Source organism: Verminephrobacter aporrectodeae subsp. tuberculatae At4 (genome assembly GCF_000193225.1).
In the GTDB taxonomy this organism is placed as follows: Bacteria; Pseudomonadota; Gammaproteobacteria; order Burkholderiales; family Burkholderiaceae_C; genus Acidovorax; species Acidovorax aporrectodeae.
Map to the genome: position 1 here is coordinate 1 of NZ_AFAL01000502.1, position 18,158 is coordinate 18,158.

An 18,158-nucleotide genomic window follows, 5' to 3' on the forward strand; every position below is an offset into this window, starting at 1 on the left:
CCCGCAAATAGCGGCACATCGTGGCGGGTGCCGGTCCTGCTGGGACCTGGTTCTGGCTGACGCACGCCTCATCCGGCTCGGCCAGCACCTTCCCTTCCCCGCAGGCTGGATAGAATGGCCCCACGGCCATCCACTTCATGTCTCCGAATCCTCAACCCTTCTTTTCCGACTTGCCCGATCCCCGGCGTGCCACGCGCAACAAACGGCACGCGCTGTCGGACAGCAGCATGCTCACGTGCCATGTGCACGCATTCGCCATCTTCGGGGCGCTGGGCTCAGGGGAGCTTGGGTAGCGCGGTAGCCCTGCGCGGTGGCCCCCTGCCCTGCTGCGGCAGCCGCGCCGGGAGCACGACGCCCCATGCACTCCATCCCCACCATGTCAGCCGCGTCCTCCACCGACAGCCCCGGCGCGCCAGCGTTCAGCCCGCTGTACCTGCAGATCAAGGGACTGATCCTGCAAAGCCTGCAACAGGGCGAGTGGAAGCCCGGTGCGGCGATTCCCAGTGAAATGGAGTTGGCCGCCCGGTTCCGCGTGAGCCAGGGCACGGTGCGCAAGGCGGTCGACGAACTGGCGGCGGAAAACCTCGTGCTGCGCCGCCAGGGCAAGGGCACCTTCGTCGCCACGCACGCCGAGCAGCAGGTGCAGTACCGCTTCCTCAAACTGCTGCCCGATACCGGCGACGCCCGGGTCGAGGGCCCGGCCCAGCGCCGCGTGCTCGAATGCCGCCGCGTGCGCGCCAGCGCCGACGTGGCGCGTGCGCTCGCGCTGCGCAGCGCAGACGCCGTGATACAGGCCCGGCGCATTCTGTCGTTCGCCGGCGTGCCGACCATCCTCGAGGACATCTGGCTGCCCGGCCAGGCCTTCAAGGGCCTGACAGCCGAACAGTTGGCAAATTACCAGGGCCCGACCTACGCCATGTTCGAGCTCGACTTCGGCGTGCGCATGGTGCGCGCCGAAGAAAAAATCCGCGCCGTCCTGCCCGACCGGGAGCAGGCGCAATGGCTGCAGATCTCCCCGGCCACGCCGCTTCTGAGCGTGGAGCGCATCGCCTACACGTACAACGACATCCCCATGGAACTGCGCCGCGGGCTCTACCGCACCGATAGCCGCCACTACCGCAATGCATTGAGCTGACGGCGCCCGGGCGCGAGTCGGCGTGGAAAATTCCGCCGAGGTCCCAAGACCGGGGCGTTGCTTGCCATAGAATTTCGGGCTGTTTGATTTGCAAAGCGACACCCACGAAGGCCCCACGAAATGATCGAACCAGCCCGAAAACGGCCCGAATTCCGCAACATCAACGCCTTCAAGGACCTGAGAGGCTACCGCCTTCCGCCGGCCGGATGGGTCTCCATCCTGCACCGTGCCAGCGGCGTGATCATGTTCCTGCTGCTGCCCTTCATCATCTGGATGTTCGACACCTCGGTGTCTTCCGAGATCTCGTTCGCACGCTTCAAGTCGGTGTTCAACGCCGGCGTCGGCTTTGCGCCCGGCTGGTTCTTCAAACTCGTTGCGCTGGCACTGATCTGGTCCTTTCTGCACCACTTCACCGCCGGCCTGCGCCACCTGTGGATGGACATCAGCCACGACGCGGTGAGCCGGGAATCCGGCAGGACCTCGGCCATTGCCACGCTGGTGCTCAGCCTGGCGCTGACCCTGGTGCTCGGCGCCAAGCTGTTCGGGCTGTACTGAATCTGAATCGACAAGGCCGGGTCGCTCCAGGCCGGCCATTTCCAAGGAAAAAACACCATGTCCGTCAATTACGGTTCCAGGCGCATCGTCGTGGGCGCCCACTATGGTCTGCGCGACTGGCTCAGCCAGCGCGTGACCGCCGCCCTCATGGCCCTGTTCACGGTCCTCGTGCTCGTCCAACTGATCTTCAGCCGGGGCCCGATCGGCTACGACCAATGGGCCGGCATCTTCTCGCGCCAGTGGATGAAGGTCCTGGGCTTTTCCATCATCGTGGCGCTGGCCTGGCATGTCTGGGTGGGCGTGCGCGACATCTTCATGGACTACGTCGGGTCCGTGGGGCTGCGCCTGGTGCTCCAGGTTTTTGCCATCGTCTGGCTGCTCGGCTGCGCCGGCTGGGGCATCCAGGTCCTGTGGCGTCTCTGATTCCCGCGACCGAAGGTACCCCATGAGCTATACCCAAGCCAGCATTTCCCGACGCAAGTTCGACGTCGTCATCGTCGGCGCCGGCGGCTCCGGCATGCGCGCCGCCCTCGAACTCGCACGCGCGGGGCTGAACGTGGCCTCGCTGTCCAAGGTCTTCCCCACGCGCTCGCACACCGTGGCGGCGCAGGGCGGGGTGAGCGCCGCGCTGGGCAATATGAGCGAGGACAACTGGCACTACCACTTCTACGACACCGTCAAGGGTTCCGACTGGCTCGGCGACCAGGACGCCATCGAGTTCATGTGCCGCGAGGCGCCGAACGTGGTGTACGAGCTGGAGCACTTCGGCATGCCGTTCGACCGCAACCCCGACGGCAGCATCTACCAGCGCCCCTTCGGCGGCCACACGGTGAACTACGGCGAAAAGCCCGTGCAGCGCGCCTGCGCCGCGGCCGACCGCACCGGCCACGCGATGCTGCATACGCTGTACCAGCAGAACGTGAAGGCCCGGACGAACTTCTTCGTCGAATGGATGGCGCTGGACCTGATCCGCGACGCCGACGGCGACGTGCTCGGCGTGACCGCGCTCGAAATGGAAACCGGCGATCTGTACGTCCTGCAGGCCAGGACCGTGCTGCTGGCCACGGGGGGCGCGGGCCGCATCTTCGCCGCTTCGACGAACGCCTTCATCAACACCGGCGACGGCCTGGGCATGGCGGCGCGCGCCGGCATCCCGTTGCAGGACATGGAGTTCTGGCAATTCCACCCCACCGGCGTCGCCGGCGCCGGCGTGCTGCTGACCGAAGGCTGCCGCGGCGAGGGCGGGATCCTGCTCAACAACCAGGGCGAACGCTTCATGGAGCGCTACGCGCCCACGCTCAAGGATCTGGCGCCGCGCGATCACGTCTCGCGCGCGATGGACCAGGAGATCAAGGAGGGCCGTGGCTGCGGCCCCAACGGGGACTACGTGCTGCTCAAGCTCGACCACCTGGGCGCGAAAGAGATCCACAAGCGCCTGCCCTCGGTGTACGAGATCGGCGTGAACTTTGCCAACGTCGACGTCACCCGGGAGCCGATCCCGGTGGTGCCCACGATCCACTACCAGATGGGCGGCGTGCCGACGAATATCGACGCGCAGGTCGTCACGCACGACGGCGAGCGCAACCAGACCGTGCGCGGCCTGTACGCCGTGGGCGAATGCGCCTGCGTGAGCGTGCACGGCGCGAACCGTCTGGGAACCAACTCGCTGCTCGACCTGCTGGTCTTCGGCAAGGCCGCGGGGCGCCACATCGTCGCGAACACCCGGCAGGACCAGGCGCACAAGCCCCTGCCGGCCGACGCCGCCGAGCGCACGCTGGAGCGCCTGAACCAGCTCGAAAAGTCCACCGACGGCAGCTATTCGCAGGCCCTGGCCGGCAACATCCGCAACACCATGCAGCAGCACGCCGGCGTGTTCCGCACCCAGGCCGCAATGGACGAGGGCGTCCGGAAGATCGCCGCGCTGCGCGAGCAACTGGCCGGCGTGGCGCTGCGCGACAAATCCAGGGTGTTCAACACCGCGCGCATTGAAGCGCTCGAAGTGGACAACCTGATCGAAGCGGCGCAGGCGACCATGGTGTCGGCAGCGGCGCGCAAGGAATGCCGTGGCGCGCACATGGTGTCCGACTACGAGCAGCCTGCCAACCACCCCACGGCGCCGCAGGGCCGTGACGATTCCCGGTGGCTGAAGCACAGCCTTTGGCAGCGCGACGGCAACCGCCTGACGTACAAGCCGGTGAACCTCAAACCCCTGACGGTGGACAGCATTGCGCCCAAGGTGCGCACGTTCTGAACCCGGCCGCCCCACGAGAGCACACCCCATGCAAAAGCGCACATTCAAAATCTACCGCTACGACCCGGACCGGGACGCCCGCCCGTACATGCAGACCCTGGAGATCGCACTCGACGGCGGCGAGCGCATGCTGCTCGACGCCCTGCTCAAGCTCAAGGAGCAGGACCCCACCCTGTCGTTTCGCCGCTCCTGCCGCGAGGGCGTGTGCGGCTCGGACGCCATGAACATCAATGGCAAAAACGGTCTGGCCTGCCTGACCAACATGAACGCGCTGCCGGGCCTGATCACGCTCAAGCCGCTCGCGGGTCTGCCCGTGATCCGCGACCTGATCGTCGACATGACGCAATTCTTCAAGCAATACCATTCGATCCGGCCCTACCTGATCAACGAAGGGCCGCTGCCCGAAAAAGAGCGCCTGCAAAGCCCCGAGGAGCGCGACGAACTCAACGGCCTGTACGAATGCATCCTGTGCGCGAGCTGCTCGACGAGCTGCCCGAGCTTCTGGTGGAACCCCGACAAGTTCGTCGGCCCCGCCGGCCTGCTGCAGGCCTACCGCTTCATCGCCGACAGCCGCGACGACGCCACCGGCAAGCGCCTGGACGACCTGGAAGACCCGTACCGCCTGTTCCGCTGCCACACCATCATGAACTGCGTGGACGTCTGCCCCAAGGGTCTGAACCCCACCCGGGCCATCGGCAAGATCAAGGAACTGATGGTGCGCCGCGCCATCTGAGCGCCCCCGCCCCGAATACCAGACCATGGAATCGTGTTCCGCGCCCTCCCCCGCTCCCGTGCTGCTCGACGTGCGTGAACTGAGCCGGCTGCGCTGGCGCTGCCGGCGCGGCCTGCTGGAGAATGACCTGTTCCTGGAGCGCTTCTTCGCGCAGCACGAGGCGACGCTGACCCAGCGCCATGCGCAGGGCCTGAACGCGCTCATGGCGCTGGCGGACAACGACCTCCTGGACCTGCTGCTGCAGCGCTGCGAGCCGCAAGGCGAGCAAAATACGCAAGCAGCGCGCGAAGTGCTCGGCATGCTGCGGCAAGGCGGCGCATCGGGTTCGGAGCACCCCATCGGCAACCCATCCCAAGGAAAATGACATGAAGTCCGCTGACAACAAAGCCACCCTGTCCTTCAGCAACGGCAACCCCAGCGTCGACCTGCCGGTCTACCAGGGCAGCATGGGCCCGGACGTCATCGACATCCGCAAGCTGTACGCGCAAACGGGCATGTTCACCTACGACCCGGGCTTCCTCTCGACGGCGGCCACCCAGTCGGCGATCACCTACATCGACGGCGACAAGGGCGAGCTACTGTACCGCGGCTACCCCATAGAGCAGTTGGCGGTGCACTGCAATTTCCTGGAAACCTGCTACCTGCTGCTCCACGGGGACCTGCCGGACGCCACCCAGAAGGCCGACTTCACCAGCCTCGTGACGAACCACACCATGGTCAACGAGCAAATGCAATTCTTCCTGCGCGGCTTTCGCCGCGACGCGCACCCCATGGCCGTGCTCACCGGCCTGGTCGGCGCGCTGTCGGCCTTCTACCACGACAGCACCGACATCAACAATCCGCAGCACCGCGAGATCGCCGCGATCCGCCTGATCGCCAAGATGCCCACGCTGGTCGCCATGGCCTACAAGTACGGCATGGGCCAGCCCTACATGTACCCGCACAACCACCTGAACTACGCGGGCAACTTCCTGCGCATGATGTTCGGCACGCCCTGCGAGGAATACCAGGTCAAGCCGGTTCTCGAACGCGCGCTGGACCGCATCTTCATCCTGCACGCGGACCACGAACAGAACGCATCGACCTCCACCGTGCGCCTGTGCGGCTCGTCGGGAACGAACCCGTTTGCCGCCATCGCCGCCGGCGTGGCCTGCCTCTGGGGCCCCGCGCACGGCGGCGCCAACGAGGCCGCGCTGACCATGCTGCACGACATCCAGGCGCAGGGCGGCGTGGAGAAAATCGGTGAATTCATCCGCCAGGTCAAGGACAAGAACTCCGGCGTCAAGCTCATGGGCTTTGGCCACCGCGTGTACAAGAACTACGACCCGCGCGCCAAGCTGATGCAGGAAACCTGCAACGAGGTGCTCGCCGAACTGGGCCTGGAAAAGGACCCGCTGTTCAAGCTGGCCAAGGCATTGGAGAAAATCGCCCTGGAAGACGACTACTTCGTGCAGCGCAAGCTCTACCCGAACGTGGACTTCTATTCCGGAATCGTGCAACGCGCCATCGGCATTCCCGTGAACCTGTTCACCGGCATCTTCGCGCTGGCGCGCACCGTGGGCTGGATTGCGCAGCTCAACGAAATGATCGGCGACCCCGAGTACAAAATCGGCCGCCCGCGCCAGCTATTCACCGGCTCCACGCGCCGCGACGTGCTGCCTCTGGCCGAGCGCAGATCGGCAATCCAATGAGCGCCTGCGCGCCCCCGCCCGGCCCGGCGGCGCGCTCCGTCCGGGCCAGCGGGGAGGCAGCTGATCGGCCCATCCCCCCCCGAACACCGAACAGCGCACGGGCCCGCTTGCGCCCGATCCACCCGGCCTGGGTGGTGCTGCTGACCAGCGCCTGGCTGGCCACCGCCTGCAATCTGCCGCTGTGGCAGGAAGTGGCGCGGCTGCCCGGCAGCGGCAGCCTGCGCGACTGGGGTTTTGCTCTGGCCTTTGGGGCCATCGTCGCGGCGGGCAATGCCGCCCTGCTCAGCCTGCTGGCCTGGCGCTGGACGCTCAAGCCCGCCGCCGTGGTGCTGGTGCTGATGGCGGCCTTGGGCATGTACTTCATGCTCGCCTACGGCATAGCGATCGACAGCTTCATGCTCCTGAACGTGCTGCAGACGGACCTGGGGGAGGCCCGGGACCTGCTCGATTGGCGCCTGCCGGTGAGCGTGCTGGCGTTGGCCGCGCCGCCGTTTCTGGGTCTGTACCGCCGCCCGCTGCAGCGCCTGGGCGCAATGCGCCAGGTGGCGTACAACGGCTTGCTGCTGCTGGGCTCGCTGGCCGTCAGCGTGCTGTGCCTGTTGCTCGTGTTCCAGGAGTTTTCCTCGACGATGCGCAACCACCCCCGGCTGCGCTACCTGATCAACCCGCTCAACAGCGTGTACGCGCTGGGCAACATCGCCACCCAGCCCCTGCGCATGGACACGCACGCATTGCTGCCCCTGGGACGCGACGCCCGATTGGGCGCCAGCTATTCCGGCCAGACCAAGCCACCGCTGCTGGTGCTGGTGCTCGGCGAAACCGGCCGCAGCCAGAACTTCGGCATCAATGGCTACGCGCGCGACACCACCCCGCGGCTTGCGGCCCGCAAGGACCTCGTGAGCGCACGCAACGCCTGGTCCTGCGGCACCAGCACGGCAGCGTCGCTGCCCTGCATGTTCGCGCACCTGGGGCGCGCGGACTACGAGGACCGCCCGAGCAACTACGAGAACCTCCTCGACGTGCTGCAGCACGCCGGCCTGGGCGTTCTGTGGGTGGAAAACCAGTCGGGTTGCAAGGGCGTGTGCGCGCGCATCGGAGAAATCCACAACCCGGCAGACCCCGCGCTGTGCCCCGGCGGCGAATGCCTGGACCGGGTGATGCTCCAGAACCTGGACGCGCAGATCGCCGCCCTGCCCGCCGAACGGCGCGCGCGCGGCAGCGTGGTGGTGTTGCACCAGATGGGCAGCCACGGCCCGGCGTACTACAAGCGCTCGGCGCAAGAGAACAAGAAATTCGAACCCGAGTGCCATTCAGCGGCCTTGCAGGAATGCGGGCGCGAGCAGGTGGTGAACGCCTACGACAACAGCATCGTCGAGACGGATCACTTTCTGGACTCCGTCCTCGAATGGCTGCTGACGCACGAGAAGCGCGCGCAGACCGCGATGATCTACGTCGCGGACCATGGGGAATCGCTGGGCGAGAACAACATCTACCTGCACGGTTTGCCCTACGCGATTGCCCCCGACGTGCAAAAGCACATTCCCTGGATCACCTGGCTATCCCCCGCCATGCAGTCGCGCACCGGCCTGAGCAGCGCCTGCCTGCAGCGCGACCAGGACCAGCGGCGCATCAGCCACGACAACTACTTTCATTCGGTGCTCGGCCTGATGGACGTGCAGACCAGCGCCTACCGCCCCGAGTTGGACCTGTTCGCGCCCTGCAGCAGGATCGGGGGTAAGCAAGGGTAATATTGGCGCATGAGCACGCAAGCGAAGAAACCCCGGCGCCCGACCGCCCCGCGACGCATCTACCAACTGCACGCCAAGCTGGCGTATCTGGAGCCGACCGTCTGGCGCCGGCTCTGGGTTCCCGACACCCTGACGCTGGAAAAACTCCATCGCGTGATTCAGCTGGTGATGGGCTGGAGAAACGCCCATATGCACGAATTCAGCTTCGGCGAACGGCGCTACTCCCTGCCGAATCCCATGTGGCCGTCGATGGACGAAGACACGCAGGACGAACGCCTGTTCGACTTGGCGACCGTGCTCAGCGAAGACACGACCGGATTCGTCTACACCTACGACTTTGGCGACGACTGGCAGCATCTGATCAAGGTCGAGGCCCGCCTGGAGCCCGATGAAAAGAACCGCCGCCCGCTGTGCCTGGACGGCGCAAATGCCTGTCCGCCAGATGACGTTGGCGGCGTCCCGGGCTACGCCGGCTTCCTGCAAGCCATCCGGGACCCCTCGCATCCAGAGCACCTGGAGATGTGGGAGTGGCATGGCGGCCCCTTCGACCCGGCGGCTTTCGACCCCAACGCCGTGAACGCCGCGCTGAGCAAGCTGCGCCTGTAGCCCCCGCGTCCGCCGGGGCGCGATCAGACTTCAGTGCAGGTCGTCGCCCGAACCCAGAGCCAGATTCTCGAAGCGCGTCTGGTTCTTCTGGAAATACAGCTTCACCGTTCCGGTCGGGCCATTGCGCTGCTTGCCGATGATGACCTCGGCCACGTTCGGCTCCTTGCTCTCCTTGTTGTAGTAGTCGTCGCGGTAGATGAACATGATGATGTCCGCGTCCTGCTCGATGGCGCCCGATTCGCGCAGGTCGGACATCAGGGGGCGCTTGTCGGTGCGCTGCTCGACCGAGCGGTTGAGCTGCGAGAGCGCGATCACCGGGCACTGCAACTCCTTGGCGAGCATCTTCAGGCCGCGCGAGATTTCGCCCAGCTCCGTCGCCCGGTTGTCCAGGCCCGACGCGTCCGCGCCGCTCATCAGCTGCAGGTAGTCAACGACGATCAGCCCGAGCTTGCCGCACTGGCGCGCAAGGCGCCGCGCATTCGCGCGCAGCTCGGCGGTCGTGAGCCCCGGGGTTTCGTCGATGTGCAGCGACACCGTGCGCAGCTTTTCGATGGCCTCGGTGAAACGCGGCCATTCCTCGTCCGTGAGCCTGCCGGTGCGCAGATTGCTCTGGTTCACCCGCCCGATCGATCCCACGATGCGCACCGCCAGCTGGGCGGCGCCCATTTCCATCGAAAAAATGGCCACCGGCAGCCCCTCGTGCAGCGCCACGTGCTCGGCAATGTTCACCGCCAGCGAGGTCTTGCCCATCGAGGGCCGCGCAGCCAGCACCACCATGTCGCCGGCCTGCAGGCCGCAGGTCATCCGGTCCAGATCGGCAAAGCCCGTGGGCACCCCGGTCACGTCCACCGGGTTGTCCGCCATTTCCTGTACCCGGTCGAGCAGATCGAGGACCAGCGTATCCAGCGACTGAAAGCCCTGCCGGGTGCGCGCGCCTTCTTCTGCGATCGCGAAAATCCTGGCCTCGGCCTCGTCCAGAATGCGCTCCACCGCCTTGCCCTGCGGGTTGAACGCGCTGGTGGAGATTTCGTCGCTGGCCGTCACCAGCTTGCGCAAGATCGCCCGCTCGCGCACGATCTCCGCGTAGCGGCGGATATTGCTCGCGCCCGGAACATACTGCGCGAGGTTGTTCAAATACGCCAATCCGCCCATCTCCTGCGCCTTGCCCTGGTTTTGCAGATGCTCGGAGACGGTGATCACGTCGGCCGGCTTGCCTGCATGGATCAGCGCGTTGATGGCCGTGTAGATCATCTGGTGCTCGTGGCGGTAGAAATGGCTTTCCACGAGCAGGTCGCCCACGCGATCCCAGGCGCTGTTGTCCAGCAGCAGGCCGCCGAGCACGCTGGATTCGGCCTCGATCGAGTGCGGCGGCACGCGCAGCTGCGCGACCTCGTAATCCACTGGCCGCGCAGCCATCGAGCCCTGCGCATCGGATTGGGAAAAGACGGTGGACATCGGGGTTTTCTCCGGACAAGGCTTGGCGGGACAGGCATGCGGCCAACGGGGACAAGCCTGTGGGCAAGCCGTGGATTAGCGCTGGACGGTCGTGTACAAAATGAAGCCATCCAATGACAAAAGCCGCCCAAGGGCGGCTCTCGTACAAAGTCGGGCAATCGCTGCGCCGGCGTTCAGGCGGTTTCGCCGTAGACCGAGACGCTGACCTGCACCACCACATCGGTGTGCAGAACCACGCTCACGCTGCTGTCGCTCACGGTCTTGATCGGCCCGTTGGGCAGGCGGACCTGTGACTTGGCAAGCTTGTAGCCCTGCTTGTTCAGTTCCTCGGCGATGTCCTGGTGCGTCACGGAACCAAACAGCCGGCCGTCCACGCCCGCCTTTTGCGTCAGCTTGACGGTGCTTCCGGCGAGCTTCTCGCCCTGCGCCTGAGCCAGCGCCAGCTTTTCCGCGGCGACCTTTTCGAGTTGCGCGCGCTTGGCCTCGAACTCTGCCTTGGCGGCGGCGGTCGCGCGGCGTGCGCGGCCCGAGGGAATCAGGAAGTTGCGGGCGTAGCCGTCCTTGACCTTGACGACTTCACCGAGGTTGCCCAGGTTCACGACCTTGTCGAGCAGGATGATTTGCATGGCGCTGGCTCCTTCAGATTTTGTGCTGGTCGCTGTACGGAACCAGGGCCAGGAAGCGCGCGCGCTTGATCGCCGTGTTCAGCTGGCGCTGGAAGATGGCGCGCGTTCCGGTCAGGCGCGCGGGGATGATCTTGCCGTTTTCGGCGATGAAATCGCGCAAGGTATCGACATCCTTGTAGTCGATTTCTTCGACCCCCGTCACCGTGAAGCGGCAAAAGCGCTTGCGCTTGAACAGCAGCGACTGGGTGTTGCGCTTGGGGCGCTTGTCTTTGTTGAACTTCTTGAACGTGGCCATGCTGGCCTCCCTTGAAAAATTTAAGTTTGCTGAATGTCCTGGACGTGCAGCACCGCATTCTTGCCATTGCGCGGCGAGGCCAGGAAACCGCTGAAAGTCCAGAGACTTCCGATGTCCTGCCGCGCCAGGCGCTCGGCCATCGCACCGAAGGCGACGGCCTTCATCGCCGCCTTCACCTCACGCGGCTGGCCGACTTCCGTCTGCTGCGACGTGTGCGCGATGCGCAAGGCAATGGCCGGCAACCCGGCGGGCGTACAGCGCAGGGGCTCGGCCTCTGCGATGCATGCGGTCAGGACGACGCGGTTGTGCACTGCTGCCGATCATGGGGCCGATCAGCGCTCGCCGGCGGCCGCGTATTCGGCCTGGCCGGCAGGGGCCTGGTTGGCCCTGCGGGCTTCCTCGCGCTCGACGGTCTTCATGATCGCAGAGGGGCCGGTTTCGGCCTTCTTCTTTTGCACCGTCAGGTGGCGCAACACGGCGTCGTTGAACTTGAAGGCGTGCTCGAGCTCGGCCAGCACGGCCTGGTCGGCCTCGATGTTCACGCACAGGTAGTGCGCCTTGGCGAGCCGGTTGATCAGGTACGCGAGCTGCCGCCGACCCCAGTCTTCCACGCGGTGCACCTTGCCGCCGCCGGCGGTGATCATGCCCTTGTAGCGCTCCAGCATGGCTGGAACCTGCTCGCTCTGATCCGGATGGATCAGCAAAATGATTTCGTAGTGACGCATGCACGCTCCTTATGGGTAGAGCCACCCACTGCGTCGTGAAGCGGTGTGGCAAGGCAAAGCCGAGGATTATAGCCCGCGCTGCCCTGCCCGCTGGCCCGGCGCCAGTTTGCCCACCTGCACCGGCCCGCCAATTCATGCCGCGCCGCCCATTGCACCCGCAGCCTGACGCGCCAGGTGCATCTGATGCAGCGTGATCTTGCGCACCTCGGTTTGGCTGGTGGTGATGTGCGCGCGCAGCAGCATCTCGGCCTGCGCGCCGCGCCGGGCGTGGATGGCTTGGAGTATCTTCGCGTGCTCGTCGTAGGTGGCGTCGATGCGGGCTTGTTGGGTGAAGTCCAGGCGGCGGATGATGCGGATGCGCTCGGTCACGTCGCGGTGTACCCGCGCCATTTCGGCGTTGCCCGCCGCTTGCACCAGCGTGCAGTGAAAGGCTTCGTCCCACTGACTCACCTGCACCGCGTCGGTGCTGCGCTGCGCCATGGGGGTCAGCCACCGTGTCGTCAGACCGTCGAGCAGCACCCGGTGCTGGCTGTGCGCGGCGTTCTGCGCGCCTTCGCAGAGCCGGTGTGCCGCCGTGGTCTCGAGCACCATGCGCAGGTCATAGAGTTGCTCGAATTTGTCGAAGTCAAACGGCAGCACGCGCCAACCGCTGCGGTAGAGGACTTCGACATGGCCTTCCTGCTGCAGCCGGGTCAGCGCTTGGCGCACGGGGGTGCGCGAGACCCCCAGCCGTTCGCTGACCGCTTGTTCGGTGAAACGATCGCCCGGCACGAGCCGGAACTCGGCCACGTCGCGCTTGAGTTGCTCGTAGACCTGTTCGGCACGCGAACTGCGCGCTGGTGGTGCGGGTGCGGTGGGCATTCTTCAAATGGGCGTTTTCGATGCGCTCGATTCTGCCAACGTTGACAGCAGCTGCGTGCTGTTTGCAGTCCATCCGACGATGGCTCCTTGGGCCTGGATCATCTCTGCGGTCGCGGTTTTGAACTGCGGAAAGTAGCTTTCGGTGCAGTCCAGCAACAGCAGGCAGTCGTAGCCTCGGTCATTCGCCTCGCGCATCGTGCTTTGCACGCACACTTCCGTGGTCACGCCCATGACGATCAGGTGGCTGATACCGCGCTGCTCGAGCATTTGCTGCAGGCCGGTGGCATGGAATGCGCCCTTGCCGGGCTTGTCGATCACGGGCTCGCCAGGCCATGGCGCCAGTTCGGCAATGATCTGGCTGCCCGGCTCGCCTGCCACCAGGATGCGACCCAGCGGGCCGACGTCGCCAATGCGCAGCGCGGGGTTGCCGCGCAGGCGTTTCGCCGGGGGGCAGTCGGACAAATCGGCGCGGTGCGTCTCCCGGGTGTGCACCACCAGTCCCCCGGCCCGGCGCCAGGCCGCCAGCATGGTCCGGCAGGCTGGCACGATGGATCTGAGCCGCGATACGTCATTGCCCAGGCTGGCGCCAAAGCCGCCAGGCTCAATGAAGTCGCGTTGCATGTCTATGCTCAGCAGCGCCGTGTGCGCGAGCACGAACGGGTAGATGAAGGGCTGCGCAAGCAGCGAGAGCCCAGATAGCGGCCGTTCATGCAGCATGGCGCCGGGCCTGCCCCTGCACGCCGCCGCCCATGTGCGCGCCCAGCACCTGGCGGTCGGCAGCGGCCGCGGTGGTTTCGAAAACGATGCGGCCCTCGCTCATGACCAGGATGCGGTCGGCCAGCGCCAGCAACTCGTCCAGGTCTTCGCTGATCAGCAGCACGCCCGCGTTGCGCTCGCGCACCTGGCGCAGCCGGCGGTGGACGTCGCGGCCTGCGGCAAAGTCCAGCCCGAACGCCGGGTTGGCGGCGATCAGCACGTGGATCTCACCGGCCAGCTCACGCGCCAGCACGGCGCGCTGCACGTTGCCGCCGGACAGACTCTGAATGGCCGCTGTCTCGTCCCGGGTCTTTATGCCGTACTCGGCAATCCATGCGCGGGCGCGTTCGCGCCAGGCGGCAGAGCGCAGCCAGCCACCCCATCCAGCTGTTGCCAGCGGCGGCTGGTCGAAGTCGCGCAGCGCCATGTTCTGCGCCACGCTGAACGCGGCCACGCAGGCGTTGTGCAGTGGTTCCTCGGGCAGGCTGCGCACCTTGAGGCGCCGGTTTTGCGCGCGGGTGGCCGCGTAGGGCTGGCCCATCACGTGGACTGTGCCCGAGAGCCGAGGGCGCTGGCCCACCAGGGCTTGCAGCAGTTCGCGCTGGCCGTTGCCGGAGACGCCGGCTATGCCCAGGATTTCGCCGGGCATCAGTGTCAGGCTCAGGCCGTGCAGCGCCAGCGTGCCACGCTCGCCCAATGCGGACAGCTTGTCCACTTGCAACGCGGGAACGTCCGACCGTGGGCGCTCGCGCGCTGCGGCCGGCGGTTTTTTTTCTGCTTCTGCTTCTGCATCTGCCTCTGCCATCGCCGCTACCGCGCCCCCCACCATGGCCTGCGCGAGCAACTCCGGGCTGCTGTCGGCGACGCGGCCGTGGTGCACGGCCTGGCCCTTGCGCAGCACGGTGACGGTGTCGGCGTAGGCCATGACCTCGCGGAACTTGTGCGTGATGATGATCACGGTGCACGCGCCGCGCCGCGCATGCTCACGGATGTGGCCGAGCACCTGGTCCGCCTCCTGCGGCGTGAGCACCGAGGTGGGCTCGTCCAGGATCAGCAACCGGGGCTGGAGGTACAGCTGCTTGAGCAGTTCCAGTTTCTGCTTCTCGCCCGCTGCCAAATCGGCAGGGAACGCGTCCAAATCCAGGCTGAATGGCGTGCGCGCCAGAAACCCCCGGAGCTCGGCGTACCGGGCCCTCCAGTCGAGCAGCCAAGGCAGCCTGCCCGCCGCCAGCAGCAGGTTCTCGGCCACGCTCATGCCGGGGGCCAGCGTGAAGTGCTGGTAGACCATGCCTATGCCCAAGGCGCGGGCGATCGCCGGGTTGGCAATGTCCTGCTCGCGCCCGTCGATGAGGATGCTGCCTGCCTCGGCGCGCGCCATGCCGGCCACGCACCGAACCAGCGTGCTCTTGCCTGCGCCGTTCTCACCGAGTAGCGCGTGCACGCTGCCGGGCGCTACCCGGATGCTGACCTGGCTCAGCGCGGTAGCACTGCCAAAGCGCTTCGTCAACCCGCAGGTTTCCAGCCGCAGCGCGCCGCTGGCCGGTCTGGGCGCAGGAATCAAGCGCATCAGCGCTCCTGCGCGGCTAGTGTTCTGCCCTGCGAATAGCGGCACAAAATGAAACGGATGCATTTCGCGTCATGGCAAGGCGCAAACCGCAGCGATACCCGTAGGTATCGCGAGGATTTGCAACGCCGCCATGGCGCGAAAGGCGCAGTTTCATGTGCTGCTATTCGCAGGGCAGGACACTTAGTGCCTGCAGCACGGCCGACGACGCGGCGTGGGCGCCGAAGACGCCGCCCTGCATCGTGATCATCTTCAGCGCAGCCAGGTGGTTGCCGTGGTCCGTGGCGGCGGTGCAGTCGGACAGCAGCAGGCATTCCAAGCCGCGGTCGTTGGCCTCGCGCATCGTGGTGTGCACGCACACGTCGGTGGTGATGCCGGCCAGCAGCAGGTTCACGATGCCGCGGGTGCGCAGCAGCAGTTCCAGGTCGGTGGCGTAGAAGGATCCCTTGCCCGGTTTGTCGATCACCACTTCGCCGGGTAGCGGCGCCAGTTCATCGATGATGTTCCAGCCCGGTTCGCCGCGCACCAGAATGCGCCCGCAGGGGCCGTCATCGCCTATGCCCACGCCCTGCGCGCCGATCTGCCGTGAGCGCCAGCGCTTGTTCGCCGGCAGGTCCGACAGATCCGGTCTATGGCCCTCGCGGGTGTGCATGACCGCATAGCCTGCGGCCCGCAGCGCAGCCATCAGGGTTTGCAATGGCGCTATCGGCGCGCGCGTCTGCGCGACGTCGTAGCCCATCTTGTCCACATAGCCGCCCACACCGCAGAAGTCGGTCTGCATGTCGATCACGATCAGCGCCGTGTTGTCCGGGCGCAGGTCGCCGTTCCAGGGCCAGGGGTAGGGGTTCGCGGTGATGTGCATGGTGTGTTCAGTGTTTCGCTGCCGCAAGCTCTCCCGGGCAGCCCTGGGCCAGGCGGCCGGGCTTGCAACTGAGCACCAGAATCAGCAGGGTGAGTGCATAAGGCAGGGTGCCAAACAGGTGGTAGCCCCAGCCCATGCCGACGGATTGCAGCGCGGGACCGATCGCGCCCGCGCCGCCAAACAGGGCGGCAGCGCCGATGCAGCGCAGCGGGCTCCAGCGCGCAAAGATGACCAGCGCCACGGCAATCAGCCCCTGACCGCTGGAGATGCCCTCGTTCCAACTGCCGGGATAAAACAGCGTGAGCGAGGCGCCGCCCAGGCCGGCCACCATGCCGCCGAGGGTGGTCGCCAGAATGCGTATGCCCGTGACCGAATGGCCCAGCGCGCGCGCCGCGCTGGCCGAGTCACCGGCCAGGCGCAGCAGCAGGCCGTAGCGGGTGTGCCGCAGGCCCCAAGCCATCAGCAGCGCGAGCAGCAGGCCCAGCGGCAGCAGCGTATTGATCCGCAGCGCCGACTGCAGCGCTGGCGAACTGCTCCACTGACCCAGTTCCCATGCCGGAATTTGCGGCGCCTGCGGCTGTATGAAGGGCTTGCCCCCATAAAACGCCAGGCCGCTGCCGAGCAGCATCAGCGCAATGCCGGTGGCCACGTCGTTGACCCGGGGCAGCGAGCACAGCAGGCCATGCAGCGCTGCCAGCAGCCCCCCGGCGACTGCGCCGGCGAGCACTCCCGTCCAGGCCGACTGGCCCAGGCAGGCCGCAGCAAAAGCCACCATCGCCGACAGCACCAACACGCCTTCGAGCCCGAGGTTGACGCGCCCCGACTTCTCGGTCAGGCATTCGCCCAGGCTGACGAACAGGAACGGGGTACCGACCCGCAATGCGCCGCCGAGCATGCCGGAGAACAGCAGCATCCACTGCTCTGCGCTCATGCGGCCTTCCCTTGCGCGCTGGAGCCGCTGATGCGGGTCAAGCTGGCGCACAGGCGTCTCCAATGCAGCCCTTGCAGATCGCGCAGCGCTTCGCTGGCCAGGATGAGCACAAAGGCCATCCCTTGGAGTACCAGCACCGAGGCGTCGGGCAGTCCCAGGCGGCGCTGCAGCAGACTGCCGGCCGCGCCAAAGCCGCCAAACAGGATCGCCACAGGAATGATGGCCAGCGGCTGGTGGCGGGCAATGAACGACACCAGGATGCCGGTGTAGCCATAAAAGGCGATCAGCGACACATTCGCATTCGTGTGCACGGCAGCCACTTCGACGGCGCCGGCCAGCCCTGCGGCAGCGCCGCCGATCGCGCAGGCGGCGACGACCAGCCGCGCTGCGGGCAGGCCCATCAGCGCAGCGGTGCGTGGATTGCCGCCGACCACGCGCAGCGCAAAGCCCGACGCCGTCCAGCGCAGCCACAGCGCCAGCGCCAGACAGGCCAGCAGGCCCAGCATCAGCCCCCAGTGCACGTCGCTGCCGGCGATGCCCCCGATGTGCAGTGCCTCGGGCAGCGTTCGGGTCGCGGGCTTGTTCATGCTGGCTGGGTCGCGCAGCGGGCCTTCGACCAGATGCTTGAACAGCCCGATGGCCATATAGGCCAGCAGCAGGCTGCTGATGGTCTCGTTGATGCCGCGGTACTGCCGCAGCCAGCCCGCCAACGCCACCCACAGCCCGCCGGCGAGCGCACCCGCTGCACAGGCCAGCGCACTGCCGACGGCGTTGCCCGGCAGGGGCAGGTAGCAGGCGCTCACGGCGCAAGCCAGACCGCCCAGCACCAGCGCCCCTTCGGCGCCAATGATCACCAGGCCGGCGTGCGCCGGAATGGCCACGCACAGCGCCGTGAGCATCAGCGGTGCGGCGCGCTGCAAGGTGTTTTGCCAGGCAAAGGCGTCGCCAAAAGCCCCTTGGAACAGCAGCGTCCAGACCTGCAGCGGGTCCGCGCCAGCCAGGCTCACGAAGGCACCAAACAGCGCCAGCGCCGCAGTGATGGCCAGCATCGGCAGGGCTACGCCATAGAGGGTGTCGCGCATGATCGCTCGTGGGGTCGGTGGTCGGGTGGCTGGATGCGTCAGATCGTGCCCAGCACGCCTTCGACCAGGTAGTTCATGCCCTCGAGGGCGATGTCGGTCTGCTTGCAGCTCTTGCCGGCGGCGAGCACCAGCTTGCCCTGGTTGTCCTTGAGCGGTCCCTTGAAGATATCGAATTGGCCTGCCAGCATCTGGGCCCGGACGGCGTCGGCGCTTCTTCGGGCGGCCTCGCTGACCATTGCGCCGTAGGCCGACATGCGCACATAGCCCTCGCCGAGGCCGCCG

The 18,158-nt window shown here is 66.6% G+C and carries 20 protein-coding genes and 1 pseudogene; 9 read left to right on the forward strand and 12 right to left on the reverse strand.

Features of this window, described 5'->3' with window-relative positions; genetic code table 11:
- Window positions 1-358 precede the first annotated feature (358 nt).
- The 9 genes from VTU_RS0116820 to VTU_RS0116860 all read left to right on the forward strand — a co-directional run bounded on the left by VTU_RS0116820 (window position 359) and on the right by VTU_RS0116860 (window position 8,719).
- Window positions 359-1,135 (forward strand): GntR family transcriptional regulator, encoded by a 777-nt coding sequence (locus VTU_RS0116820; RefSeq protein ID WP_010106297.1) that lies wholly within the window; start codon window positions 359-361, stop codon window positions 1,133-1,135.
- A 120-nt stretch (window positions 1,136-1,255) separates the two neighbouring features.
- Complete coding sequence (gene sdhC, locus VTU_RS0116825; protein ID WP_010106298.1) at window positions 1,256-1,690, forward strand: succinate dehydrogenase, cytochrome b556 subunit; 435 nt, start codon at window positions 1,256-1,258, stop codon at window positions 1,688-1,690.
- Between the two features lie 57 nt (window positions 1,691-1,747).
- Window positions 1,748-2,113, forward strand: a complete 366-nt coding sequence (gene sdhD / locus VTU_RS0116830) for a succinate dehydrogenase, hydrophobic membrane anchor protein (protein WP_010106300.1) — start codon at window positions 1,748-1,750, stop codon at window positions 2,111-2,113.
- Window positions 2,114-2,135: 22 nt separating this feature from the next.
- Complete coding sequence (gene sdhA / locus VTU_RS0116835) at window positions 2,136-3,941, forward strand: succinate dehydrogenase flavoprotein subunit (protein WP_010106302.1); 1,806 nt, start codon at window positions 2,136-2,138, stop codon at window positions 3,939-3,941.
- 28 nt (window positions 3,942-3,969) lie between these two features.
- Window positions 3,970-4,674 carry a succinate dehydrogenase iron-sulfur subunit gene (locus VTU_RS0116840; protein WP_010106304.1) on the forward strand — a complete coding sequence of 235 codons (705 nt, stop codon included), beginning with the start codon at window positions 3,970-3,972 and terminating at the stop codon, window positions 4,672-4,674.
- Between the two features lie 25 nt (window positions 4,675-4,699).
- Window positions 4,700-5,038 carry an FAD assembly factor SdhE gene (locus VTU_RS27800; protein ID WP_010106305.1) on the forward strand — a complete coding sequence of 113 codons (339 nt, stop codon included), beginning with the start codon at window positions 4,700-4,702 and terminating at the stop codon, window positions 5,036-5,038.
- Window position 5,039: 1 nt separating this feature from the next.
- Complete coding sequence (locus VTU_RS0116850) at window positions 5,040-6,365, forward strand: citrate synthase (RefSeq protein WP_010106307.1); 1,326 nt, start codon at window positions 5,040-5,042, stop codon at window positions 6,363-6,365.
- A 107-nt stretch (window positions 6,366-6,472) separates the two neighbouring features.
- Entirely contained in the window at window positions 6,473-8,113 is a 1,641-nt protein-coding gene (locus VTU_RS27805) for a phosphoethanolamine transferase (RefSeq protein ID WP_010106309.1), read from the forward strand.
- 9 nt (window positions 8,114-8,122) lie between these two features.
- Window positions 8,123-8,719, forward strand: coding sequence for a plasmid pRiA4b ORF-3 family protein (locus VTU_RS0116860; protein ID WP_010106311.1), 597 nt, complete (start codon window positions 8,123-8,125; stop codon window positions 8,717-8,719).
- Window positions 8,720-8,749: 30 nt separating this feature from the next.
- Here the strand turns inward: VTU_RS0116860 and dnaB are convergent, their stop codons facing one another.
- The 12 genes and pseudogenes from dnaB to VTU_RS27810 form a co-directional block, all read right to left on the reverse strand.
- Window positions 8,750-10,174: a replicative DNA helicase gene (dnaB, locus tag VTU_RS0116865; protein WP_010106314.1), complete on the reverse strand. Its 1,425-nt coding sequence runs from the start codon at window positions 10,172-10,174 to the stop codon at window positions 8,750-8,752.
- A 173-nt stretch (window positions 10,175-10,347) separates the two neighbouring features.
- Entirely contained in the window at window positions 10,348-10,800 is a 453-nt protein-coding gene (rplI, locus tag VTU_RS0116870; protein ID WP_010106316.1) for a 50S ribosomal protein L9, read from the reverse strand.
- A 13-nt stretch (window positions 10,801-10,813) separates the two neighbouring features.
- Entirely contained in the window at window positions 10,814-11,095 is a 282-nt protein-coding gene (gene rpsR, locus VTU_RS0116875) for a 30S ribosomal protein S18 (RefSeq protein WP_005795932.1), read from the reverse strand.
- Window positions 11,096-11,115: 20 nt separating this feature from the next.
- On the reverse strand, window positions 11,116-11,406 hold the full coding sequence (priB, locus tag VTU_RS0116880) for a primosomal replication protein N (RefSeq protein WP_010106320.1): 291 nt from the start codon (window positions 11,404-11,406) through the stop codon (window positions 11,116-11,118).
- Window positions 11,407-11,427: 21 nt separating this feature from the next.
- Window positions 11,428-11,820, reverse strand: a complete 393-nt coding sequence (rpsF, locus tag VTU_RS0116885) for a 30S ribosomal protein S6 (RefSeq protein WP_010106321.1) — start codon at window positions 11,818-11,820, stop codon at window positions 11,428-11,430.
- 132 nt (window positions 11,821-11,952) lie between these two features.
- Window positions 11,953-12,681 carry a GntR family transcriptional regulator gene (locus VTU_RS0116890; protein ID WP_010106323.1) on the reverse strand — a complete coding sequence of 243 codons (729 nt, stop codon included), beginning with the start codon at window positions 12,679-12,681 and terminating at the stop codon, window positions 11,953-11,955.
- A 3-nt stretch (window positions 12,682-12,684) separates the two neighbouring features.
- Window positions 12,685-13,398 carry a cysteine hydrolase family protein gene (locus VTU_RS0116895; RefSeq protein ID WP_010106324.1) on the reverse strand — a complete coding sequence of 238 codons (714 nt, stop codon included), beginning with the start codon at window positions 13,396-13,398 and terminating at the stop codon, window positions 12,685-12,687.
- Complete coding sequence (locus VTU_RS0116900; RefSeq protein ID WP_010106326.1) at window positions 13,388-15,004, reverse strand: ABC transporter ATP-binding protein; 1,617 nt, start codon at window positions 15,002-15,004, stop codon at window positions 13,388-13,390. Before VTU_RS0116900 ends, VTU_RS0116895 begins: the two co-directional genes overlap by 11 nt.
- Window positions 15,005-15,164: 160 nt before the next feature.
- Entirely contained in the window at window positions 15,165-15,863 is a 699-nt protein-coding gene (gene biuH / locus VTU_RS0116905) for a biuret amidohydrolase (RefSeq protein ID WP_010106328.1), read from the reverse strand.
- A 7-nt stretch (window positions 15,864-15,870) separates the two neighbouring features.
- Entirely contained in the window at window positions 15,871-16,794 is a 924-nt protein-coding gene (locus VTU_RS0116910) for an ABC transporter permease (RefSeq protein ID WP_010106329.1), read from the reverse strand.
- Window positions 16,791-17,876, reverse strand: a complete 1,086-nt coding sequence (locus tag VTU_RS0116915; RefSeq protein WP_010106331.1) for an ABC transporter permease — start codon at window positions 17,874-17,876, stop codon at window positions 16,791-16,793. The genes VTU_RS0116910 and VTU_RS0116915 overlap by 4 nt, the downstream gene beginning before the upstream one ends.
- Window positions 17,877-17,914: 38 nt before the next feature.
- Window positions 17,915-18,158, reverse strand: a pseudogene (locus VTU_RS27810) (BMP family ABC transporter substrate-binding protein); the annotation flags it as partial.

Bases quoted from the DNA above. Each gene is read 5' to 3' on its own strand.
- VTU_RS0116850 (WP_010106307.1), top strand. From the start codon at position 5,040: ATGAAGTCCGCTGACAACAAAGCCACCCTGTCCTTCAGCAACGGCAAC.
- VTU_RS0116840 (WP_010106304.1), top strand. From the start codon at position 3,970: ATGCAAAAGCGCACATTCAAAATCTACCGCTACGACCCGGACCGGGAC.
- dnaB (WP_010106314.1), bottom strand. From the start codon at position 10,174: ATGTCCACCGTCTTTTCCCAATCCGATGCGCAGGGCTCGATGGCTGCG.
- VTU_RS0116910 (WP_010106329.1), bottom strand. From the start codon at position 16,794: ATGAGCGCAGAGCAGTGGATGCTGCTGTTCTCCGGCATGCTCGGCGGC.
- VTU_RS0116890 (WP_010106323.1), bottom strand. From the start codon at position 12,681: ATGCCCACCGCACCCGCACCACCAGCGCGCAGTTCGCGTGCCGAACAG.
- VTU_RS0116860 (WP_010106311.1), top strand. From the start codon at position 8,123: ATGAGCACGCAAGCGAAGAAACCCCGGCGCCCGACCGCCCCGCGACGC.
- rpsF (WP_010106321.1), bottom strand. From the start codon at position 11,820: ATGCGTCACTACGAAATCATTTTGCTGATCCATCCGGATCAGAGCGAG.
- sdhC (WP_010106298.1), top strand. From the start codon at position 1,256: ATGATCGAACCAGCCCGAAAACGGCCCGAATTCCGCAACATCAACGCC.
- VTU_RS27800 (WP_010106305.1), top strand. From the start codon at position 4,700: ATGGAATCGTGTTCCGCGCCCTCCCCCGCTCCCGTGCTGCTCGACGTG.
- biuH (WP_010106328.1), bottom strand. From the start codon at position 15,863: ATGCACATCACCGCGAACCCCTACCCCTGGCCCTGGAACGGCGACCTG.
- VTU_RS0116820 (WP_010106297.1), top strand. From the start codon at position 359: ATGCACTCCATCCCCACCATGTCAGCCGCGTCCTCCACCGACAGCCCC.
- sdhA (WP_010106302.1), top strand. From the start codon at position 2,136: ATGAGCTATACCCAAGCCAGCATTTCCCGACGCAAGTTCGACGTCGTC.
- rpsR (WP_005795932.1), bottom strand. From the start codon at position 11,095: ATGGCCACGTTCAAGAAGTTCAACAAAGACAAGCGCCCCAAGCGCAAC.
- VTU_RS0116900 (WP_010106326.1), bottom strand. From the start codon at position 15,004: ATGCGCTTGATTCCTGCGCCCAGACCGGCCAGCGGCGCGCTGCGGCTG.
- sdhD (WP_010106300.1), top strand. From the start codon at position 1,748: ATGTCCGTCAATTACGGTTCCAGGCGCATCGTCGTGGGCGCCCACTAT.
- VTU_RS0116915 (WP_010106331.1), bottom strand. From the start codon at position 17,876: ATGCGCGACACCCTCTATGGCGTAGCCCTGCCGATGCTGGCCATCACT.
- rplI (WP_010106316.1), bottom strand. From the start codon at position 10,800: ATGCAAATCATCCTGCTCGACAAGGTCGTGAACCTGGGCAACCTCGGT.
- VTU_RS0116895 (WP_010106324.1), bottom strand. From the start codon at position 13,398: ATGCTGCATGAACGGCCGCTATCTGGGCTCTCGCTGCTTGCGCAGCCC.